Source organism: Flavobacterium sp. JLP (genome assembly GCF_015350755.1).
Taxonomy (GTDB): Bacteria; Bacteroidota; Bacteroidia; order Flavobacteriales; family Flavobacteriaceae; genus Flavobacterium.
The window spans coordinates 27,532-47,280 of sequence record NZ_JADKPS010000009.1; the positions used below are offsets into that span (position 1 = coordinate 27,532).

At 33.7% G+C, this 19,749-nt stretch carries 17 protein-coding genes; 13 read left to right on the plus strand and 4 right to left on the minus strand.

Annotated features, from left to right (window positions below):
• Positions 1-29: 29 nt before the first annotated feature.
• Positions 30-1,604, minus strand: a complete 1,575-nt coding sequence (locus tag IRZ83_RS18140; protein ID WP_029273508.1) for an MFS transporter — start codon at positions 1,602-1,604, stop codon at positions 30-32.
• 448 nt (positions 1,605-2,052) lie between these two features.
• Between IRZ83_RS18140 and IRZ83_RS18145 the strand changes: the two genes are divergently transcribed.
• From IRZ83_RS18145 to IRZ83_RS18170, 6 genes are all read left to right on the plus strand, one after another.
• Positions 2,053-2,988: an alpha/beta hydrolase gene (locus tag IRZ83_RS18145; RefSeq protein WP_194570594.1), complete on the plus strand. Its 936-nt coding sequence runs from the start codon at positions 2,053-2,055 to the stop codon at positions 2,986-2,988.
• A 607-nt stretch (positions 2,989-3,595) separates the two neighbouring features.
• Positions 3,596-3,910, plus strand: a complete 315-nt coding sequence (locus tag IRZ83_RS18150) for a hypothetical protein (protein ID WP_194570595.1) — start codon at positions 3,596-3,598, stop codon at positions 3,908-3,910.
• Between the two features lie 19 nt (positions 3,911-3,929).
• A complete protein-coding gene (locus tag IRZ83_RS18155) occupies positions 3,930-4,490 on the plus strand; it encodes a 2'-5' RNA ligase family protein (protein WP_194570596.1) in 561 nt (186 codons plus the stop codon).
• 210 nt (positions 4,491-4,700) lie between these two features.
• A complete protein-coding gene (locus tag IRZ83_RS18160) occupies positions 4,701-5,624 on the plus strand; it encodes a helix-turn-helix domain-containing protein (protein WP_029273512.1) in 924 nt (307 codons plus the stop codon).
• Positions 5,625-5,764: 140 nt separating this feature from the next.
• A complete protein-coding gene (locus IRZ83_RS18165; RefSeq protein ID WP_194570597.1) occupies positions 5,765-6,493 on the plus strand; it encodes an SDR family oxidoreductase in 729 nt (242 codons plus the stop codon).
• A gap of 235 nt (positions 6,494-6,728) precedes the next feature.
• Complete coding sequence (locus IRZ83_RS18170) at positions 6,729-7,493, plus strand: SDR family oxidoreductase (protein WP_194570598.1); 765 nt, start codon at positions 6,729-6,731, stop codon at positions 7,491-7,493.
• 96 nt (positions 7,494-7,589) lie between these two features.
• On the opposite strand, the gene IRZ83_RS18175 is transcribed toward IRZ83_RS18170, so the two are convergent.
• The 3 genes from IRZ83_RS18175 to IRZ83_RS18185 form a co-directional block, all read right to left on the minus strand.
• Positions 7,590-8,060 (minus strand): hypothetical protein, encoded by a 471-nt coding sequence (locus IRZ83_RS18175; RefSeq protein ID WP_194570599.1) that lies wholly within the window; start codon positions 8,058-8,060, stop codon positions 7,590-7,592.
• Positions 8,061-8,292: 232 nt separating this feature from the next.
• Positions 8,293-8,997, minus strand: a complete 705-nt coding sequence (locus tag IRZ83_RS18180) for a LytR/AlgR family response regulator transcription factor (RefSeq protein ID WP_029273516.1) — start codon at positions 8,995-8,997, stop codon at positions 8,293-8,295.
• Positions 8,994-10,034: a sensor histidine kinase gene (locus tag IRZ83_RS18185; protein WP_029273517.1), complete on the minus strand. Its 1,041-nt coding sequence runs from the start codon at positions 10,032-10,034 to the stop codon at positions 8,994-8,996. The genes IRZ83_RS18180 and IRZ83_RS18185 overlap by 4 nt, the downstream gene beginning before the upstream one ends.
• Before the next feature lie 164 nt (positions 10,035-10,198).
• Here IRZ83_RS18185 and IRZ83_RS18190 point away from each other — a divergent pair, with 164 nt between their 5' ends.
• The 7 genes from IRZ83_RS18190 (at position 10,199) to IRZ83_RS18220 (ending at position 19,748) form a co-directional block, all read left to right on the plus strand.
• Positions 10,199-11,584 (plus strand): TolC family protein, encoded by a 1,386-nt coding sequence (locus IRZ83_RS18190; RefSeq protein ID WP_194570600.1) that lies wholly within the window; start codon positions 10,199-10,201, stop codon positions 11,582-11,584.
• A gap of 12 nt (positions 11,585-11,596) precedes the next feature.
• A complete protein-coding gene (locus tag IRZ83_RS18195) occupies positions 11,597-14,893 on the plus strand; it encodes an efflux RND transporter permease subunit (RefSeq protein WP_194570601.1) in 3,297 nt (1,098 codons plus the stop codon).
• Positions 14,894-14,966: 73 nt separating this feature from the next.
• Complete coding sequence (locus IRZ83_RS18200) at positions 14,967-16,055, plus strand: efflux RND transporter periplasmic adaptor subunit (protein ID WP_194570666.1); 1,089 nt, start codon at positions 14,967-14,969, stop codon at positions 16,053-16,055.
• A 216-nt stretch (positions 16,056-16,271) separates the two neighbouring features.
• The gene (locus IRZ83_RS18205) at positions 16,272-17,807 is read left to right on the plus strand and encodes an SIR2 family protein (RefSeq protein ID WP_194570602.1); all 1,536 of its coding nucleotides are present in this window, start codon (positions 16,272-16,274) and stop codon (positions 17,805-17,807) included.
• Positions 17,808-18,006: 199 nt separating this feature from the next.
• Positions 18,007-18,174 (plus strand): hypothetical protein, encoded by a 168-nt coding sequence (locus IRZ83_RS18210; RefSeq protein ID WP_194570603.1) that lies wholly within the window; start codon positions 18,007-18,009, stop codon positions 18,172-18,174.
• 78 nt (positions 18,175-18,252) lie between these two features.
• Positions 18,253-18,645: a DUF4359 domain-containing protein gene (locus tag IRZ83_RS18215; protein WP_194570604.1), complete on the plus strand. Its 393-nt coding sequence runs from the start codon at positions 18,253-18,255 to the stop codon at positions 18,643-18,645.
• Positions 18,646-19,430: 785 nt separating this feature from the next.
• Entirely contained in the window at positions 19,431-19,748 is a 318-nt protein-coding gene (locus IRZ83_RS18220; RefSeq protein WP_194570605.1) for a GIY-YIG nuclease family protein, read from the plus strand.
• Position 19,749: the final 1 nt, after the last annotated feature.

The window sequence follows — 19,749 nt, forward strand, 5'->3', positions numbered from 1 at the left end:
TTTGAGTTGGTTAGTTAGTTGGTTTAGATTTATCGCAAATCAGTAATAGGTCTATATTTAGGAACTAAAGTTTTCATTACCACCCATCCAATTAAGTAACAAACTGCACAGATTGAGAAAATAATCATATAACCTGAGTTAATACCATTTACAACAGTATCTCCGGATTCTGATAATAATTTTAAGAAATCACCTAAATTACCAACACCTTTTTCTTTTAAAAATATCTTTTCTGTTTCTGGATTCAAAAATTGAGGATACTTCTCTAATAAAGATTGTCCGTTTATCAAACTCCAGTTCCTTTGCGTAAAATCAAATAAAAGTCCTGATCCTTTATTAATTAGAGTTGACCCTAAACCTCCTGCTAAACCTCCAATTCCTGTAACTGTGGCAATTGCTTTTTTAGGAAACATATCGCCAACTGTCGTAAAAATATTAGCCGACCAAGATTGGTGTGCTGCTCCTGCAATACCAATAATAATTACCGGTACCCAGTAGCTGATATATCCTAAAGGCTGAGCTACTAAAGCAAGCAATGGAAAGAATGCAAAAATCAACATCGCTCTCATTCTGCCTTCGTACGGGTTCATTCCTTTTTTCTCTACAAAATAAGTGGGCAGCCATCCGCCAATAATTGACAATAAGGTAATCATATAAAGTACAAACAGCGGCAAGGCAGCTTGTGTAGAATCCATTCCGTATACAGAACTTAAATAAGCTGGAGTCCAGAATAAAAAGAACCACCAAACACCGTCTGTCATAAATTTTCCAAAGGCAAAAGCCCACGTTTGTTTGTATTTAAAACATTCTGCAAAAGATACTTTTGTTGAAGTTTCAGGCACGTAACCAATTATTTTAGCATCAGCAATATCATCTTGCTGAATATATTCTAATTCTGCAGCATTAACTCTTTTATGTTTTTCTGGTTTATCATACATAAAAACCCAAAATCCCATCCAGACAAAACCTAGTGCGCCAATAATAATGAAAGCCATTTCCCATCCAAAAGATTTTGCAATAAACGGAATAGAAATTGGTGCTGCCAAAGCTCCAACTGTTGCTCCGGCATTAAAAATACTGGTAGAAAATGCTCTGTCTTTTTTTGGAAAATATTCTGCAGTTGTTTTAATTGCTGCCGGAAAGTTTCCTGCCTCGCCTATTGCCAAAACAAAACGTGCAAAAATAAAGAGCGTAACACTGACATTAATAACCATTCCAGTATCATTGACAGTGCGAATTGCTTCTTTTGCTCCTTCAAAACCAACAAACCAGTTTCCTGTAATTATTCCAGCAGTTGCAATACCGCAAAAAGCATGGAGACAAGCTCCTATAGACCAAATCCCGATGGCCCACAGAAATCCTTTTTTGGTATCCATCCAATCCACAAATCGTCCGGCAAACAATAATGAAACAGCATAAAAAATAGAAAATAAAGCTGTAATATTTCCGTAATCGTTATTTGTCCAATGAAATTCAGGTGCAATAAAATCACTCCATGTCAATGAAAGTACTTGTCTGTCGAGGTAGTTAATTGTAGTTGCAAAAAAAAGCAGTGCACATATACTCCAACGATACTTTCCTATAGATTTATTGGTCTGGCTCATTGCAGCGGTATTTTTTTGGTTCATGGTAGATAGTGTAAAATTTATAATCTTTTGGTTATTTAATTTTGCTCTTCAACTCCAATTTATAAACACTTAAAATCAACGAGTTAAACATATCAAAATCAAATAATGTAATCGATTGCACAAATATAGTTTTTAATCTTTATATTCCAAATAAATTGTATAAAAAATTATTTTACACAATTAAATAAACATATCACATAAAAAAAATAATACAAAATTACATATTAAACAATATATTTGTTAAAAGACGACATATGAATTTTGTCCTTTTTAGGGGGTAAAATCGTCCTGAAATAACCAGTACCCAAGCCCTACTGAATTTTTAAATAAAAAGATCTTTTATAATCAGTCCAAAACTAAGAATTCATACAAAAAATTTAATTTTGGCTTTATACTATTATAGTAACCTTAATCCTTTTTGAAATTGAAAAAATTTAAAATACACTTAGTAAAACCTTTTAAATTATTAGTTCTATTTTTAGCAATAAGCAATCTGACGCAGGCACAGAATCAGATAGTTCCTCTATGGAATAAAATCCCAGATGAAATCAAAGCTCCGGATTATAAAGAAAAAGAAATAATCAAGGACGGACTGGTTCAAAGTACAAGTCTGGTTTCAATTCCAACTTTAAGCATTTTTGTTCCTACAGCAGTTAAGCCAAATCAAACAGCGGTAATTATTTTCCCCGGCGGAGGATATTCACATCTTGCTATTGATAAGGAAGGAACAAAAGTTGCAAATTGGCTTAACAGTTTAGGAATTACGGCATTTGTACTAAAATACCGTTTGCCAAGCGATCTGATTATGAAAAATAAAAATATCGGCCCGCTTCAAGATGCTCAGGAAGCAGTAAGATATGTGAGAGAAAATGCTGCAAAATGGAATATCGACACCAATAAAATTGGAACAATAGGGTTTTCTGCTGGCGGACATTTGGCATCGACACTGGCAACGCATTACGATGATAAAACATATGAATCGGCTTCAAAAATTAGTGCGCGCCCTGATTTTTCACTTCTGATTTATCCTGTAATTTCGATGCAAAACGAAGTAACACACAAAGGCTCTCAAACCAGTTTATTAGGCAATAATCCATCACAGGATTTAATTGATTCATTTTCAAATGAAAAAAAAGTTACACCACAGACACCTCCAACTTTCTTGGTTCATGCCACAGATGACGGAGCTGTTATTCCAGAAAATAGTATTTATTATTATCTGGCATTAAAGAAAAACGGAGTTACATCTGAACTGCATTTATATGAAAACGGCGGTCATGGTTTTGGCTTAGGCGTAAAAGACACGAGTAAAAACTGGACAAAAGACTGCGAAGAATGGCTTAAAAGTCATGGATATTAAACCGTACATTTATAATAAAAAAAGGGTTTTTAAATTTGATTAACGTGTAATCAAATCTAAAAACCCGATAAAAATTAGATCTTATTGTATGCTTGCAAATTTATACAATAACCCACGATCTTATGAAAGTGGCAAATTTCATTAACTAGATTGTTTCTCCAAAAACAGTAATCTAATAGAAGTCTTTAATGATGATTAAAAAGGCAAAAACATCTTAAATATCGACTTCTACAGCACAAATCTACAAGCCTGTTTAGAGAAATCATTACGGGTTTCCTCATTTTAGTAAAATATTTTTTTAGTTACCAAGTCGATAAACTGTTACGATTCTTTCCCGAGACTTGGGAATGAAAAACTTAGTTGCTTTTTCTTGTCCTAGATTAAGTTGAAAATACTTCTTTAAGACATAAATTTGTTTCATCAATTAAAAGTTCAATTAATAACTGAAAGTTAAACCGAAATAGATATAGAATTTTTTCTTGTCCTAGATTAAGTTGAAACTAATTTTTAACTGATAAATTTGCTAAAGAAATTACAAGTTATATAAACTTAGCAACTCAGTCCCGATGCTTCGGGATAGAAACTAAGAAGCTTAAAAAAACTGATTATGAAAATATTTGAATTCTTAATACTCGGAAAAAACGAACCAATTTTAGAGATCTTACTAAGACTGGTAAATGCTTACGAAAACTGGAATGCAGTTGGTTTTAATGACGAAAAGGAGGCTCAAGAATATTTTCTAAACAACGAAATCGACATTGTTCTATTGAGTTCCGGAATCGAAGATCATGTCGAAAAAGAATTTACTTCTTTTTGCTTAAAACAACAGCCCGATGTCGAAGTAATTGAGCATTTTGGTGGCGGAAGCGGTTTACTAAAATCAGAAATACAACACCGACTGTATCTGAAAGGAAAAATTTAGGTATATAACTTCTAATAAAATGGAAAAGAAATATTCAGTTGCTATTTATCCTTCGCAAGAAGTTATTGATGCTGTCAAAACAATGAAAGATTATTTAAAAATCAAAATTGATTGGTACAGCAGCTGTAATTCAACCGCGCATATTACGATTTGCGAATTCACAATTGACGATTCTCAAATCGATAAATTCAAACAGAAACTTCTCAAAATTTGTGATACTTTTTTACCATCTCAAGTGTATTTCGATCACTTCGGATCCTACGAAAGCGGTGCGTTTTATATTGCACCAAATGAAAAATCAAAAGTAAATCTTAAACCCATTATGAAAAAGGTTCAAGAAATTTTGAAGCCTTTAAAACTTAAAAAAAGCGAAGATCCTCATATGTCAATCGGCAGAAAATTAACGCCCGAAAATCTCAGAATAGCGTCAGAACTTTTTACCACAACTGAAATAGATTTTTTATGCAAAGAAATTGTGTTGAGGGAACTTGATCCAATTAAAAAACAGTTTTTCGTAATTAAAACTTTCCCTTTTGGAAGCAATCCGCAGCCTGAGTTTGTTCAGGGAAGTTTGTTTTAATCATTTACTACAAAGGCACTAAGACATAAAGTTTTTTTTAATAATTCCTAAGATTTTAAGGAACGAAAAGTACCATAAAACGAAAAAAAAACTTTGCATCTTTATAAACTAATTATAAATACCACAAGATAAGCTTTGCGTCTTAGTAACTTCGCAGCAAAACTTCATAAACTTTTTTTCGTATATTTGAATTTTACAATTCATAACTATATGAAATCTCTAGATTCATTTTACCAAGATATTACGGAAGGCTCTACAATCGAACCAAGTTCATTATTGCCCAATGACATTCAAAAAGAAATTGGTCATTTTAATGTTTTTGATATTAAAGAACTTTTAGAACGACTTCAAGGAAAATCAGTAATGCCTTATGACAGACGCGCTTACTATAAAATCAGTTTAATTAGAGGGAAAAATCGAGCTGAATATGCCGATAAAATAATCGACATAGAAAAGCAAGGATTATTATTTGCTACTCCAAAAATTCCGTACAATTATTTACCGCAAGACACGAATCAATCCGGGCAATTTTGTGTTTTTACAAGTGAATTTTTATCTAAAAACAAAAGTGGCATCGATCTCGACGAACTGCCTATTTTTGCTTCAGACGGTTATCCGATTTTTCAGCTTACAGATGAAGAAGTTGAAGAGGTTGCATTGATTTTCAATAAAATACAAAAAGAAATCAATTCTGATTACATCTATAAATACGATTTGATTCGAAATTATGTTGCTGAACTGATTCACTTTGGACAAAAATTACAGCCTATAACAGCGCTTTATTCTAAACATAATTCTGCTGCAAGAGTTTCGTCTTTGTTTGCTGAATTATTAGAAAGACAATTTCCTATAGAATCGCCAAACCAGCGATTAGAACTTCGAACAGCCAAAGATTTTGCATCAAGATTATCGGTTCATGTCAATCACTTAAATAAGGTTTTAAAAGAAAACACCGGAAAAACCACAACTGAATTAATCAGCAGCAGATTAACAAATGAAGCAAAAATTCTTCTAAAACAAACGGATTGGAATATCTCTGAGATCGCATATTCACTAGGTTTTGAAGAACTGGCTCACTTTTCAAATTTTTTTAAAAAACAAACTTCTATAACACCTTTGGCTTTTAGATTGTAGATTGATGATTTTTTTAGATTTTAAAATTCTTAATTTTTCTTTTCTCTGATTTGAATTTTGCAAACATCGGTTTGATATTTACAATTCCCCAACGCTGCTTCACTCCTACCTTTGTCTTATCAATTTAAAAGATCGAAAAGATGAATTTATCAAACAACAAAATTTTAATAACAGGCGGTGCCAGCGGTATCGGACTTGGACTTACTGAAAGATTTCTTCAAGAAAATAATACTGTAATTATTTGCGGACGAAGAGAATCTGTTTTAAATGAAGTAAAGACAAAATTTCCATCTGTCATTACAAAAGTATGCGACTTATCTTTAGAAGAAGACCGCATTGCACTTTACAAATGGATTCAGGAAAATCATCCAGATTTAAATATTTTAATCAATAATGCCGGAATTCAAAAATGGGTTTCTGTTACAGATGCTGATTTCTACGAAAGTATGAAAGCTGAACTGGCAACAAATATCGAAGCACCGCTTCATTTAACTTCTTTATTTATTGAGTTGAAATCTTTGACAACGGTAATGAATGTAACTTCTGGATTGGCTTTTTCGCCTTTTGCAAAAGTTCCGGTTTATTCTGCTACAAAAGCATTTTTCCGTTCGTTTACGATTTCACTTCGTCATTTATTAAAAGCAAAAAAAATTGAAGTAATTGAAATTATTCCGCCTGCACTTAATACAGATCTTGGCGGTGTTGGCTTGCATGACGCGCATCCGAGTGTAAGCGATTTCATTGTTTCTATTTTTGAACAATTAAAAGAAGGAAGAACAGAACTTACTTTTGGCACAAGTCAAATCAGATTAAATGCAAGTGTTCCGGAATTAAAGGCTTCATTTGAGGCTTTGCATTCTAACTTATAAGTTAACTTAAAATTTGAACACATATAAACATAGATATTGTAAACCGTTAAAAGGCATTTCATTTATTTAAACAAGCATAGCAATGCAGTTAAACAGCTATGTGTTAGAAACTAGTTTCTTTTTTTATTCTTTACAAATTAAAATAAAATCTATGTTTCTATGTGTTTAAATTTTTCTCTCGCAGATTTATCAGATCTGGCAGATTTTGAATTTTTAATTATATAACAAAATACAAATGGCAGTAAATACAAAAATAGCTCTAGTTACAGGCGGTAGCAGAGGTTTAGGAAAAAATATGGCAATTGCGATTGCAAAAAAAGGAATTGATGTAATTATAACTTATAACAGCAAAAAAGAAGAAGCTGATTTGGTTGTAAAAGAAATCGAAAGCTTAGGTCAAAAAGCGGCATCACTTCAATTAAATGTAGCGGAGTCAAGTACTTTTGATACTTTTTTTGAAAGTATTTCTTCAACTTTAAAAAACACTTTTAAGACGGATAAATTCGACTTTTTGGTAAACAATGCCGGAATCGGAATTCACAATTCATTCATCGGAACAACAGAAGCTGAATTTGATCAATTGACTAATATTCAGTTTAAAGGTCCGTTTTTCTTGACTCAAAAAGCGTTGAATGTAATGAATGACGGAGGCGGAATTGTAAATATTTCTACCGGTTTAGCGAGATTTTCTTTCCCAGGTTATGCCGCTTATGCTTCGATGAAAGGTGCGATTGAAACTTTGACAAAATATCAGGCAAAAGAATTAGGCGCAAGAAAAATCAGAGCAAATGTAGTGGCTCCAGGTGCAATAGAAACTGATTTTGGCGGAGGTGTCGTTCGCGATAATGAGCAAATGAATCAGCAGATTGCATCGGTTACTGCTTTAGGAAGAGTTGGTTTGCCAGATGATATTGGCGGTGTGGTTGCTTTTTTATGTTCTGAAGAAGCGCGCTGGGTAAACGCACAGCGAATTGAAGTTTCTGGCGGAATGATGTTATAATTATCAAATAACTAAGGATAAAAATAAACCCGGCAAGTTTTAAAAACTTGCCGGGTTTGGCATTTAACCATATTGAATTAGTAAGCAATATTCTCTTTAATTTTTCTCAATTATGACATCGAAACCTCCGTTTTTATCGAATACGACGTCATAAAATTTAGAACTTTTTTCTACTCCAACTTCATAAGTTGTTTCGTTTTTATAATCGACGACCACAGCAATTTCTCGAATGGCATTGGCCGGATAATTTTTCTTTAAATAAGTTTGCGCTCTTGCAGGCAATTGGCTTAACAGAATCTGTAATTCAAATGCTTTTAAAACTCCCAAACTATCATAAACAGCCAGCGCTTCGGCATTTGTATCTGTTTTAAATTTGGCCTCATACCGAATTTCATCATTATCATCTCCAACATATTCTACCGACCAAAGCGGTATTTTATTTGGATATTCTTTCTGAAAAGTAAACAGCACTTTTTCAGGTGGCGTTATTTTTTCAGGAGAAACTCCGTTTTGACCGATTATCAAACTGCTGTATAAAAAGAGAAAAACAAGTAAAAAATTTTTCATAATTCATCATTTTTAAATTAACAACTTCAAAATAACGTATTAAAATTACTACTTTAAAATGAAGAATAAATGAATTTTTTGAAAATGTTTTTTGTCTCAGTATTCAGTCTCAGTGTTCAGCCTCAGTGATCAGTCTCAGTGATCACACTCACAATTCATAACTCATAACTCACAACTCACAACTCACAACTCAAAATTCACAACTCACAACTCACAATTCACAATTCACAATTCACAACTCCTTCTTAACCCTATCCAGCAATTCCCTCTTATAAGTTATGCCAATTGGTAGTTTTTCGTTTTTAATGACAACAAAATCTTTTTCTGTCACTTCTATTTTGTCGAGCGCCACGATATACGATTTATGAATTCGCATAAAGCTTTTCTCCGGAAGGCATTTCTCTAATTCGCTGGTTGTTATAGAAGCCAGATACGTTCTTTTTATAGTATGCAATTTGACGTAGTTGCCAAAACTCTGTGCAAACAAAAGCTGTTCCAACTCAATATCCATAAAATAACCGTCGACTTTTACACTTACCGTATTTACAATTATTTCATCTTCTTTAATTTTTACATTTTCTGTCGAAAAAAAGCGATCAATAGCTTTTAAGAATCTTGGAAAATAAATAGGCTTCAGCAAATAATCAATAACACCATAATCGTAGCTTTCGAGTGCAAACTCAGAATAAGCCGTCGTTAAAATGGTTTTAGGATGATTCGGAATAATCTTTAATAATTCCATTCCAGAGATTTCTGGCATATTAATATCCAAAAACATCAAATCGACATGGTTTTCACGAAGATAATCCATTGCTTCAATACCATTATAACCCTGAAAAACCAATTCTAATTGCGGATTTTGCTTGATGTAATTCGCCAGCACGTAATGTGCTGCCGGCTCATCATCTACAATTATACATTTTTTTGGTTCTTTCATTCTACAAACTTTTTCAATTGTAATTTCAAATCTACGATGTATGTATTTTTATCGTCTTGAATATTTAATTTATAGTCTTTTCCGTAAATCAAATTCAAACGTTCAATTGTATTTTTCAAACCAATTTTAGTCGAAATCACATCGGCTTTTTTCTTCGGAATTGAATTTACAAGATGTAAATGCAATAAACCGTTTTCTACTGTAATAAAAATGCGGACAAAACATTTTTCGATGGCACAGGTTCCGTGTTTAAAAGCATTTTCAATAAATGCGATCAACAGCATCGGTGACACTTTATATGCATTTTCGTTGTCAATTTTACAGTCGTATGTTATTTCACAGCGGTAACCCACTCGCTCTTTTTCAAGCTGCACATAACTGTTTATAAATTCTAGTTCGTCTTCTAAAGATACACATTGTTTGTTATTGCTTTCCAATTGATAACGCATCAATTGCGAAACTTTCATAATCAAATCTGGTGTTCTGTCCGGGAATTCTAAACTGATTCCGTAGAGCGTATTGAAAGTATTGAATAGAAAATGCGGATTCAATTGTCCTTTTAAAGAATTCAATTGCATTTCATTGAAAAGCAGGGCTTCGTCAGTGCGTTTTCTATGAATTCGGTAGAATTTAAAAACGATAATCGGACTTAAAATACAAACCAATGTTCCTAAAACACTTGCCAATTGGTATACATAACTTCGTTGATGCGAGTTTTGATACAAACGAAAACTGCTGAACATATCGAGCATTGTAATTTCATATAAAATGACCGAAAATACGAATACTCCAAAAAGAGTTAAAAAGATGTATGTTACTGGGCGCTGTGTTTTAAATAATATAGGAAGCAGAAAAAAACGATTAAATTGGGCATGCATGTATAAAATAAAATAGAAAAAAATGCCCATTAAGATGGAAGCTGCTGAACTGAACAGCATCCAATCATTTTTCAGCGTATATATGGTAAAGGAAAAACCAACAACAGCAATTTCCTGCCACCATTTGTTATCCAATATGTTATCAAACTTTTTATTCATTTTTAAAACTTAAATAGTTTACAAATTAACCATAAATTTTTAATTTTTATTCCCAATAAATGACAAATTGAATTGGTCATTTATTATCGCAGTACATCATTTATCAAGGCTAAAATCGGAGCAAGAGAAATAATTTTGTTAGATAATTTCACACTTTGAGTTTTATGTATTTCAAAAAAATTACTTTATTATTTTTCTTGATTTTTGCCTCCATTGGTTATTCTCAAAACTTGTCTTTAAAAGAAGCTATAAAAACAGGTCTTGAAAACTACGGTTCAATCAAAGCAAAAACCAATTACACCAGCGCCTCAAAAGAGACTCTAAAACAATCTCGCCGTGATTATCTTCCTAATCTAAATTTATCTGCTCAGCAGGATTATGGAACCATCAACGGACAAAATGGTGCTTTATACGGATTTAATGGTTTAGGAACTGCTTCTTCCGGACCTGCCTTACCAGACCAAAACTGGAACTCAGCTTTTGGGGCTTTGTATTTAGTCAACATGAACTGGGATTTTTTCACCTTCGGAAAAATTCAGGAGAAAATCAATTTGGCTAAAATGGATGTTCAGGCCAAAGAAAAAGATTTAAGGCAGGAAATGTTCCAGCAGGAAATTAAAATTTCAGCAGCGTACTTAAATTTATTGGCAAGCCAAAGATTATTGATTTCACAGCAAAAGAATTTAAGCCGTGCAGAAGTTTTCAAAAAGACAGCTGTTGCGCGAGTTAAAAACGGATTATTGGCTGGAGTTGATTCGACTTTGGCAACTGCAGAAGTTTCTAAAGCTAAAATTGCTTTAAACCTGGCTCGCAACTTTGTTAAAGAACAAAACCACAAATTAGTCGATCTAATGGGTGTTGCTCCTCAGGATTTTGTTACCGATACCCTTTTTGTAAATCAGATTCCGAAAGAGGTTTTAAAAGCAACTGCTTCTACAGACAGTCTGCATCCACTTCTTCAATATTATAAAACGAAGATTGACTACAGCAATCAGCAAGTTAAATTATACAAGCGTTTTTATTACCCTACAATGAGTGCTTTTGGTGTTTTGCAGACAAGAGCATCAGGTTTTCAATCGGATTATATAACCGATCAGACCGCTTTCAGCAGAAATTACTGGGACGGCGTGAACCCGGATCGTACCAATTATTTGGTTGGAATTGGAATCAGCTGGAATTTAACAACTCCATTTAGAATGAGCAAACAAGTCAGCGCTCAGAAATTTGTTTCGCAAGGTCTTCAGGAAGAATACAATCAGGTTGACAGAGAATTAAAGTCACAATTAGCCTTGGCTGATGATAAAATCAACATCACACTTGACAATTATGCCGAAGCGCCAATTCAGGTTGATGCAGCGAAAAGAGCATATTTGCAAAAATCAACTTTATACAAAAACGGATTAACGGATTTAACCGATTTAACACAAACAATTTACACATTAAATCGTGCGGAAATTGACCGTGATATTGTCAACAACAATGTATGGCAGTCGTTTTTGCTTAAGGTAGCCGCAACCGGCAATTTTGACTTATTTATAAATGAATTTTAATTATAGAGCCTAATGAATTTAATACGTTTCGCACTCCGCAAACCCATCTCCATATTAGTATTGGTTGCGGGTCTATTTTTCTTCGGAATTGGTGCCATCAAGGACATTAAGGTAGATATCCTTCCGAAGATGAACTTGCCGGTTATTTATATCGCGCATCCTTTTGGAGGATACACTCCAGACCAAATGGAGGCTTATTTTGCTAAAACTTATGTCAACATTTTACCTTTTGCAAATGGTGTAAAATCTGTTGAAACCAAGAATATCCAAGGGTTAATGATTATGAAATTAACCTATTATGAAAACACAAACATGGCGCAGGCAGCAGCCGAATTAAGTTCGCTTTCGAACAGGATTCAGGCAGCATTTCCTCCGGGAACACAGCCTCCTTTTATCATTCGTTTTGATGCTTCTTCGTTGCCAATCGGGCAATTGGTGTTGAGCAGTAAAATCAGATCGAATAACGAATTGCAGGATTTAGCTAACGTTTATGTTCGTGCTTCATTTACTTCGATTCCAGGTTTATTATCGCCAGCACCTTTCGGCGGAAGCCCAAGAACTATTGAGGTTAACGTAGATCCAGATTTATTGCGTTCGCATAATATGACGCCAGATCAAATTGTTGAAGCCATTCGTATCAACAACCAAACGGCGCCTTCTGGAAATGTTAGAATGGGCGATGTAAACTACATTACGCCAACGAACAATACCATTAAAGAAGTTAAAGATTTTGAAAATATACCGTTGTTTAAAGGGAGCGTTCAAAACTTAAAATTAGGCGATGTTGCCACTGTAAAAGATGGTGCCGATATTACCCAGGGTTATGCTTTGGTAAACGGAAAACGTTCAGTTTATATCAGTATTGCAAAAGCGGGAGATGCTTCGACTTGGGATGTGGTTCAAAAATTAAAAGCCGAATTGCCTAAAATTCAGAGTACACTTCCTGAAGATGTAAAATTATCATACGAATTTGACCAGTCGGTTTATGTAATTAATTCGGTTAAAAGTTTAGTTACAGAGGGAATTATCGGAGCCGTTCTAACCGGTTTAATGGTTTTATTATTTTTAGGAGACAGACGTGCCGCTTTAATTGTAATCTTAACGATTCCGATTTCGATTATTTCTGGCGTTTTATTCCTTAAATTATTCGGACAAACGATCAACTTAATGTCTTTAAGCGGATTGGCTTTGGCAATTGGTATTTTGGTGGATGAAAGTACCGTAACCATCGAAAATATTCACCAGCATCTTGACATGGGAAAACCAAAAGCACTCGCGATTTGGGATGCCTGTCAGGAAATTGCGTTGCCTAAATTATTAATCTTGCTTTGTATTTTGGCCGTGTTTGCACCCGCTTTTACAATGGTTGGTATTCCTGGAGCGTTGTTTTTGCCTTTAGCATTGGCAATTGGTTTTTCAATGGTAATTTCGTTTTTACTGTCTCAGACTTTTGTGCCTGTTATGGCAAACTGGCTGATGAAAGGACACGATAAACACGAACATACTCCAGAAATCACAGATGATGAAGCAGAATTTAATGCATGCGGTTTGACTCCAGAATCTGAAAAAGATCTGATCACGCAGAAAAAGGGATATGTTGAAAAAATAGATACAGACAATAACGGAAAAATTGGCGCTTTTGAGCGTTTCAGAATCCGATTCATGAGAACTTTGGATCGTTTGTTTCCTTTTAAAAGAGCAGCTGCCTTAATCTATTTAATTGTAATTACGCTTCTTGCTGTAGTATTTCTTAATTTCATCGGAAAAGATGTTTTCCCAAAAGTAAACTCAAGTCAGTTTCAGCTGAGAATGCGCGCTCCCGATGGAACACGTTTAGAAAGAACAGAAGAAAAAGCCATTATTGTTCTGAAAGAATTAAAGAAAATGGTTGGGCCGGAACATATCGGAATCTCATCTGTATACGTGGGTCAGCACCCGTCTTTGTTCTCGATTAACCCAATTTATTTGTTCATGGCAGGTTCGCACGAAGCTGTTTTTCAAGTAAGCTTAAAAGAATATCATACGGATATGGACAATTTTAAAGATGAATTTAGAAAACGTCTTAAAAAAGTGCTTCCGGATGTAAAAATCTCTTTTGAACCAATTGAATTGACTGATAAAGTTTTAAGCCAGGGTTCTCCTACTCCAATCGAAATTAGAATTGCAGGAAAAGACAAAAGAAGAAATGAATTATACGCAAATCAAATTGTAGACAAACTAAAAGCGATTTCGTATTTCAGAGACGTTCAAATCGGGCAGCCAATTCACTATCCAGCAATGAATATTGATATTGACAGAACTCGCGCAGCCGAATTAGGCGTAGATATGAATGATATTTCTAGATCGTTAGTTGCTTCGACCTCATCATCTCGCTATACAGAGAAAAATACTTGGGTAGATGAAAGAGCAGGATTATCGTATAACGTTCAGGTGCAAGTGCCTTTGAACAAAATGAAAAGCAAAACAGATATTGGCGAAATTCCGGTATTAAAAAACTCGCTTCGTCCTGTTTTGAGCGACGTTGCAAAAATTACACCGGGCTTTGTAAGCGGTGAAAATGACAATTTAGGGGCTATGCCATACATTACCGTTACAGCAAACATTTACCAGACCGATTTAGGGACGGCAACAAAAGATGTTGGTGCAACAATTAACTCATTAGGCGAATTACCACGCGGTTTGTTTATTACGCCAATTGGGTTAAGTAAAGTATTGGAAGAAACATTAAGCAGTTTACAAGTCGGATTATTGGTTGCCATCTTTGTAATCTTCTTAATGTTAGCCGCTAATTTCCAGTCGTTCAAAGTTTCGCTGGTCATTTTAACAACAGTTCCGGCGGTGGTTTTAGGAGCATTATTAATGTTGTCTATTACAGGTTCTACCTTAAATTTACAGTCGTATATGGGAATCATCATGTCGGTTGGGGTTTCGATTGCCAATGCGGTTTTATTGGTTACGAATGCTGAGCAATTGCGAAAACGAAACGGAAACGCATTAGAATCTGCACGTGAAGCCGCGGCGCTGCGTCTTCGTCCTATTATCATGACTTCTGTTGCGATGATTGCGGGAATGCTTCCAATGGCAATTGGTCACGGCGAAGGAGGCGATCAGGTTTCTCCGTTAGGAAGAGCTGTTATTGGCGGATTATTATTCTCAACTTTTACTGTTTTATTAATTTTGCCGTTAATTTTCGCTTGGGCCCAGGAAAAAACAACAACACAATCGGTTTCTTTAGATCCGGAGGACGAAGAAAGCATTCATTATATCTCATCATTAAAATCGAAAAATGAAATCACCACTAAAAACTAATTTGTTGAAAACAATTACCAATAAATTAAAAGGTGATACCATAAATGACCTTTATAAAATAACTTTCACATTTATGAAAAATAAAATAGTATTATCAACCGGATTATTTTTTGCATCCTTATTTTTTCTAAGCAGTTGCAATTCAAACAAAAAAGAAGAAGCTGTTGCCGAGTTAGAACCTAAAACAGAAACGATACTTTTAGAAAAACAAAAACTGACAACCGAATTGCGCCTGCCAGCCGAAATAACAGGTTTCCAGCAAGTTGATCTTTACGCAAAAGTAAGCAGTTTTGTAAAATTGCTTAAAGTTGATATTGGAACAAAAGTAAAAAAAGGACAGCTTTTGATTGTTTTAGAGGCGCCAGAAATAAGTTCGCAATTGGCTGCAGCCGAATCGAGATTAAAATCGATGGAAGCGATTTACGCAACCAGCAAAAGCACCTACAACCGTTTGTACGAAACAAGCAAGGTAGAAGGAACGATTTCTAAAAATGATTTAGAAATGGCAAGCGGTAAAAAGAATTCTGATTACGCGCAATACCAAGCCGCAGTTGCAGGACACAAAGAAGTTTCGATTATGAGAGGCTATCTTGAAATTCGCGCTCCTTTTGATGGTGTTGTAGCGGCAAGAAATGTGAATTTAGGAACATTTGTAGGTCCAGCCGGAAAAGGTTCTGATTTGCCTTTATTAACGATTCAGCAGCAAGATAAATTGCGTTTGGCTGTTTCGGTTCCGGAATTGTACACAGGATATTTGCACACAGGCGACGAAATGAGTTTTAATGTAAAATCATTGCCAGAAAATTTTAAAGCTACCATTACAAGAATGTCTGGCGCTTTAGATTTAAAATTAAGATCTGAAAGAGTAGAAATGGATATTCATAATACCAAAGGAGATTTATTGCCAGGAATGGTAGCCGAAGTTTTATTGCCATTGAACGCGAAAGACAGCACTTTTGTGATTCCAAAAACGGCTTTAGTAAGTTCTGCCGAAGGTTTATACGTAATTAAAGTACTAAACCACAAAGCAACGCGAGTTGATGTAAAAAAAGGAAGAGAAATCGACGATAAAATTGAAATCTTCGGTGATTTAAACCCGAAAGATAAACTGGTAAAAATTGCCAGCGAAGAAACTAAAGAAGGCGATATAATAAACGAATAACCTGCGTTTGAGTCTTCTTCTAGTAGATTACCCAAAAACTGTACGCATTTTTCGGAATGCAAATTTAAAAATTTGCCTAAAAGGGCAGTTCTTTTTGAAGAGCTGTCCTTTTTTTTTTGTTTAATAATTTCAGGTAAAAATACGTGGTTGTTGAGATTGCTAAAATTATATTTTTGATTGATTTGATTTTAATTTTAACAACAAAAATTCTAAACAATGTATATTGATGATATTTTATATAAAATAATTAATGGTCAAAATGGTTTTTATTCTTTTGAAACTTTCATCTTAAATTTATTAAAAGTCCATTTAAAAACTCAAGAAAGGGAACTACATGTGAGTGATAGTCATACAACTTCTATTGATGCTATTGTCCCAAAAGGTTTTGATGACTTTAATGGTTCAACCATAATTGATATTAAACTGAATTTTGGAAGAATGTTGCCAAGAATATATTTTGAAAAGCTTTTTAGACCGTCTCAAGAGTTTTTAGAATTAGATCCAAAATATTATCTAATTATAAATGGGAGATCAATTAATCAGAGATTAAAATATAAGTATATATCTGAATTCAAATTACTTTATCCAAATATAGAATTGGTAATTTGGGGACCAGAAGAAATCAATAGTATAGCATATAAACATCGAGCTGAAACAAAGAAAATAGTTGATAATATATTTTCTTTAAGAATAGAACAAGTTATAGAAAATGATAATATTGATTGGAAAGATGAGAGAGAAAAAATAATTCTCTCACTTATTGAGACTTTTAAAAATAAACAGTTTGCATTGTTTTTAGGTGCAGGGGTATCAAGTAGTGCAGGAATGCCTAATTGGAATAAATTATTAAACTCTCTATTTGTTTCTTATCTAACAAATGAATTTGACAAAAGTAAAAACATTTCTGATGATGATATAACTGAAATTGTAGATAGACTAAATCAAGTAGATGAGCAATCCGCACTTATGGCAGCAAGATACCTTCGAAAAGGTTTATCAAAACAACAAGTAAACGATGATACATTTGTAAGCACTATTACAAATAGTTTATATGAGTTACGAGACAAATCTAGGGAGGAGAACTCAACACTACTTACTTCTATAACAAATATTTGTATGCCACGACAAAATGGTGCTCGCATTAGATCAGTCGTAACATATAACTTTGATGACTTACTAGAAAAAAATTTGAGTCAGAAATCTATCAAACATCATAGTATATATACTGATAATGAAAATCCAAGTTCTGATGAATTACCAATTTACCATGTGCATGGATTTTTACCAGAAGATCGTAGTTTATATGCGTCATTAGATAAAACAACATTAGTTTTCTCTGAGGAAGGTTATCACCATATTTATTCTGATCCATACCATTGGTCAAATTTAATACAGTTATATAATCTAAAGGAAAATAATTGCTTAATGATTGGTTTGTCTATGACTGATCCAAATCTTAGAAGACTACTTGATATTTCTGCTAAAAACTCAGAATTGAATCGTCACTTTGTTTTTATGAACCGCCTTTCTAAAGATAAATTTATCTATGATACAATTGATGATAAAGATGATAATGGTATAAAAATTAAAAACAAAATACAAAAATTAGAAAATTTAGAAAGCGCCGAATTATTTCTAAAGCGACATCATAAGTTAAATGAAGAAATAATGAAAGAGCTAAGTGTAAATGTAATTTGGTATGAAGACTATGAAGAAATTCCAGAGATTTTAGCAAGACTAAATAACGAATAAAAACAATACTACACTTTTCTTTATCACATTGTGAACAGTATCGGCTATTGTGAGCGTCTCGCTCGTGAACAGAAAATGGAAATCAATCTAAGTAAAAATTAAATTATTATATAAAAATAACTAAAAGAAGGTTTTCCGTAATAATTAGATAATGATTGGTTTTAAGTTTACTAATTATTAACCCTTAATTGTTTAAATTATGGCATTACCATTAGGAACGACTGGCAAAACCGGTGAAACATGTCCTGAATCAGGAGTGTGGGAAGCACAATCTTCTCCATCAACAACTATCCCTTTAGCAAAAGGTAATCAATTTCCTCCTTACAACAACAAAGCTGTAACATGGAAGTTAATCCGACATGCTTAACAGCTTATTGTTTATTTTAAGACTTCCAGAAAAATGGAAGTCTTATTTACTTGAAAATGAAAACCAAATAAAAATATTATGAAAAAATCGAATATTATACTTATAGTTTTTGCTGTTATAATTTTGGCTGCAGTTTTAACTAACCCAAGTAGCGATGAACATAAACAAGCTGTAAAATCAGTAATAAATCAAGTTGTTCAGAATTCTATCTCAGAAAATGGGTCTGATATGGAAAAATTAGGAATTTTGTTTGGAAGTTCTTTGGCAGAAAAGTTAATTGAGAATTCTGTAACAAGAGACAATTATGTACTATTTTCAATTACTAAAATTACGTGGCAAGGTAAAAGCAAAAGTATTGGATACGGTCTATTTGGAAATGTTTTTCTTTCTGAAAAAGTAAATAAAGCATTTAATAATGATGAAATAACAGCTATGAAAATAGTTCAGAAGCAGTTGATACTATGGCTGTAAGTGTAGACTCAATGGCTACAGAATGAATTGATAGTTGATAGTAAATAAACTCTATCTATAATAGATAAAACCTCGATCTTAAAAAATCGAGGTTTTATCCATTTTATAAACCTTACTCCTCACTCAAATAAGGATTCAAAATCTCCGCCAATTCATTGAGCCAATAATAATTATCTTCAAAATTTAAAAGTCCGATTTGGAGGGTTTGTGTTGTCGCATTACTCCGAGAGCTAAAATGCAGTTTACTTGTCTTACTATTTTATAATTGGAGATTTTTATATGACGTTTAGTTTGTCATTTCGACCGAAGGGAGAAATCACACAAGAAACTCCGCAATACAAATCATCAATCTTTGTCGATATACGCGTGTGATTTCTCCCTTCGGTCGAAATGACAAACTGCACGCATTCATCTAATATAAGAATTGACACAAGCTTGTCATTTCGAGCGAAGGGAGACACGAGCGATAGCGAATTGACGAAGTAAATCGCACTAGAAACTCCTTAAAGTGAGTCGACAATCTTTGTCTATATACGCGTGTGATTTCTCTCCCATAGCCTCGGGATCGAAATGACAAACTGGACGAATGTACAAACTGCAAGCATTGGTCTACTCTACAAATTGACACAATATTGTCATTTCGACGGAAGGGAGAAATCACACAAGAAACTCCGCAATCAATATTCCCAATCTTTATCGATATACGAGTGCGATTTCTCTCCCGAAGCCTCGGGATCGAAATGACAAATAATAATAAATATGTATATTCGTACAAAAAAAACAAAATGTTAAACCCGCAAATTGGCTTTCATAGTTATTACGTTTATATTATCACTAATGAACATCGTACTTCTTTTTATATTGGTGTAACCAATAACTTAAAGCAGAGACTTGCTAAACACAAGGAAAACATTGAATTAAATATCAATTCTTTTGCTGCAAAATATAATATTCAATTTTTAGTTTATTACGAAAAATTTACTTGGATACAGGAGGCAATAGCACGAGAAAAAGAATTAAAAAAATGGCGAAGAGATAAGAAAATTGAATTGATAAGAAGTTTTAATGAAACTTTTGAATTTCTTAATTTTCATTTTGAGTAGC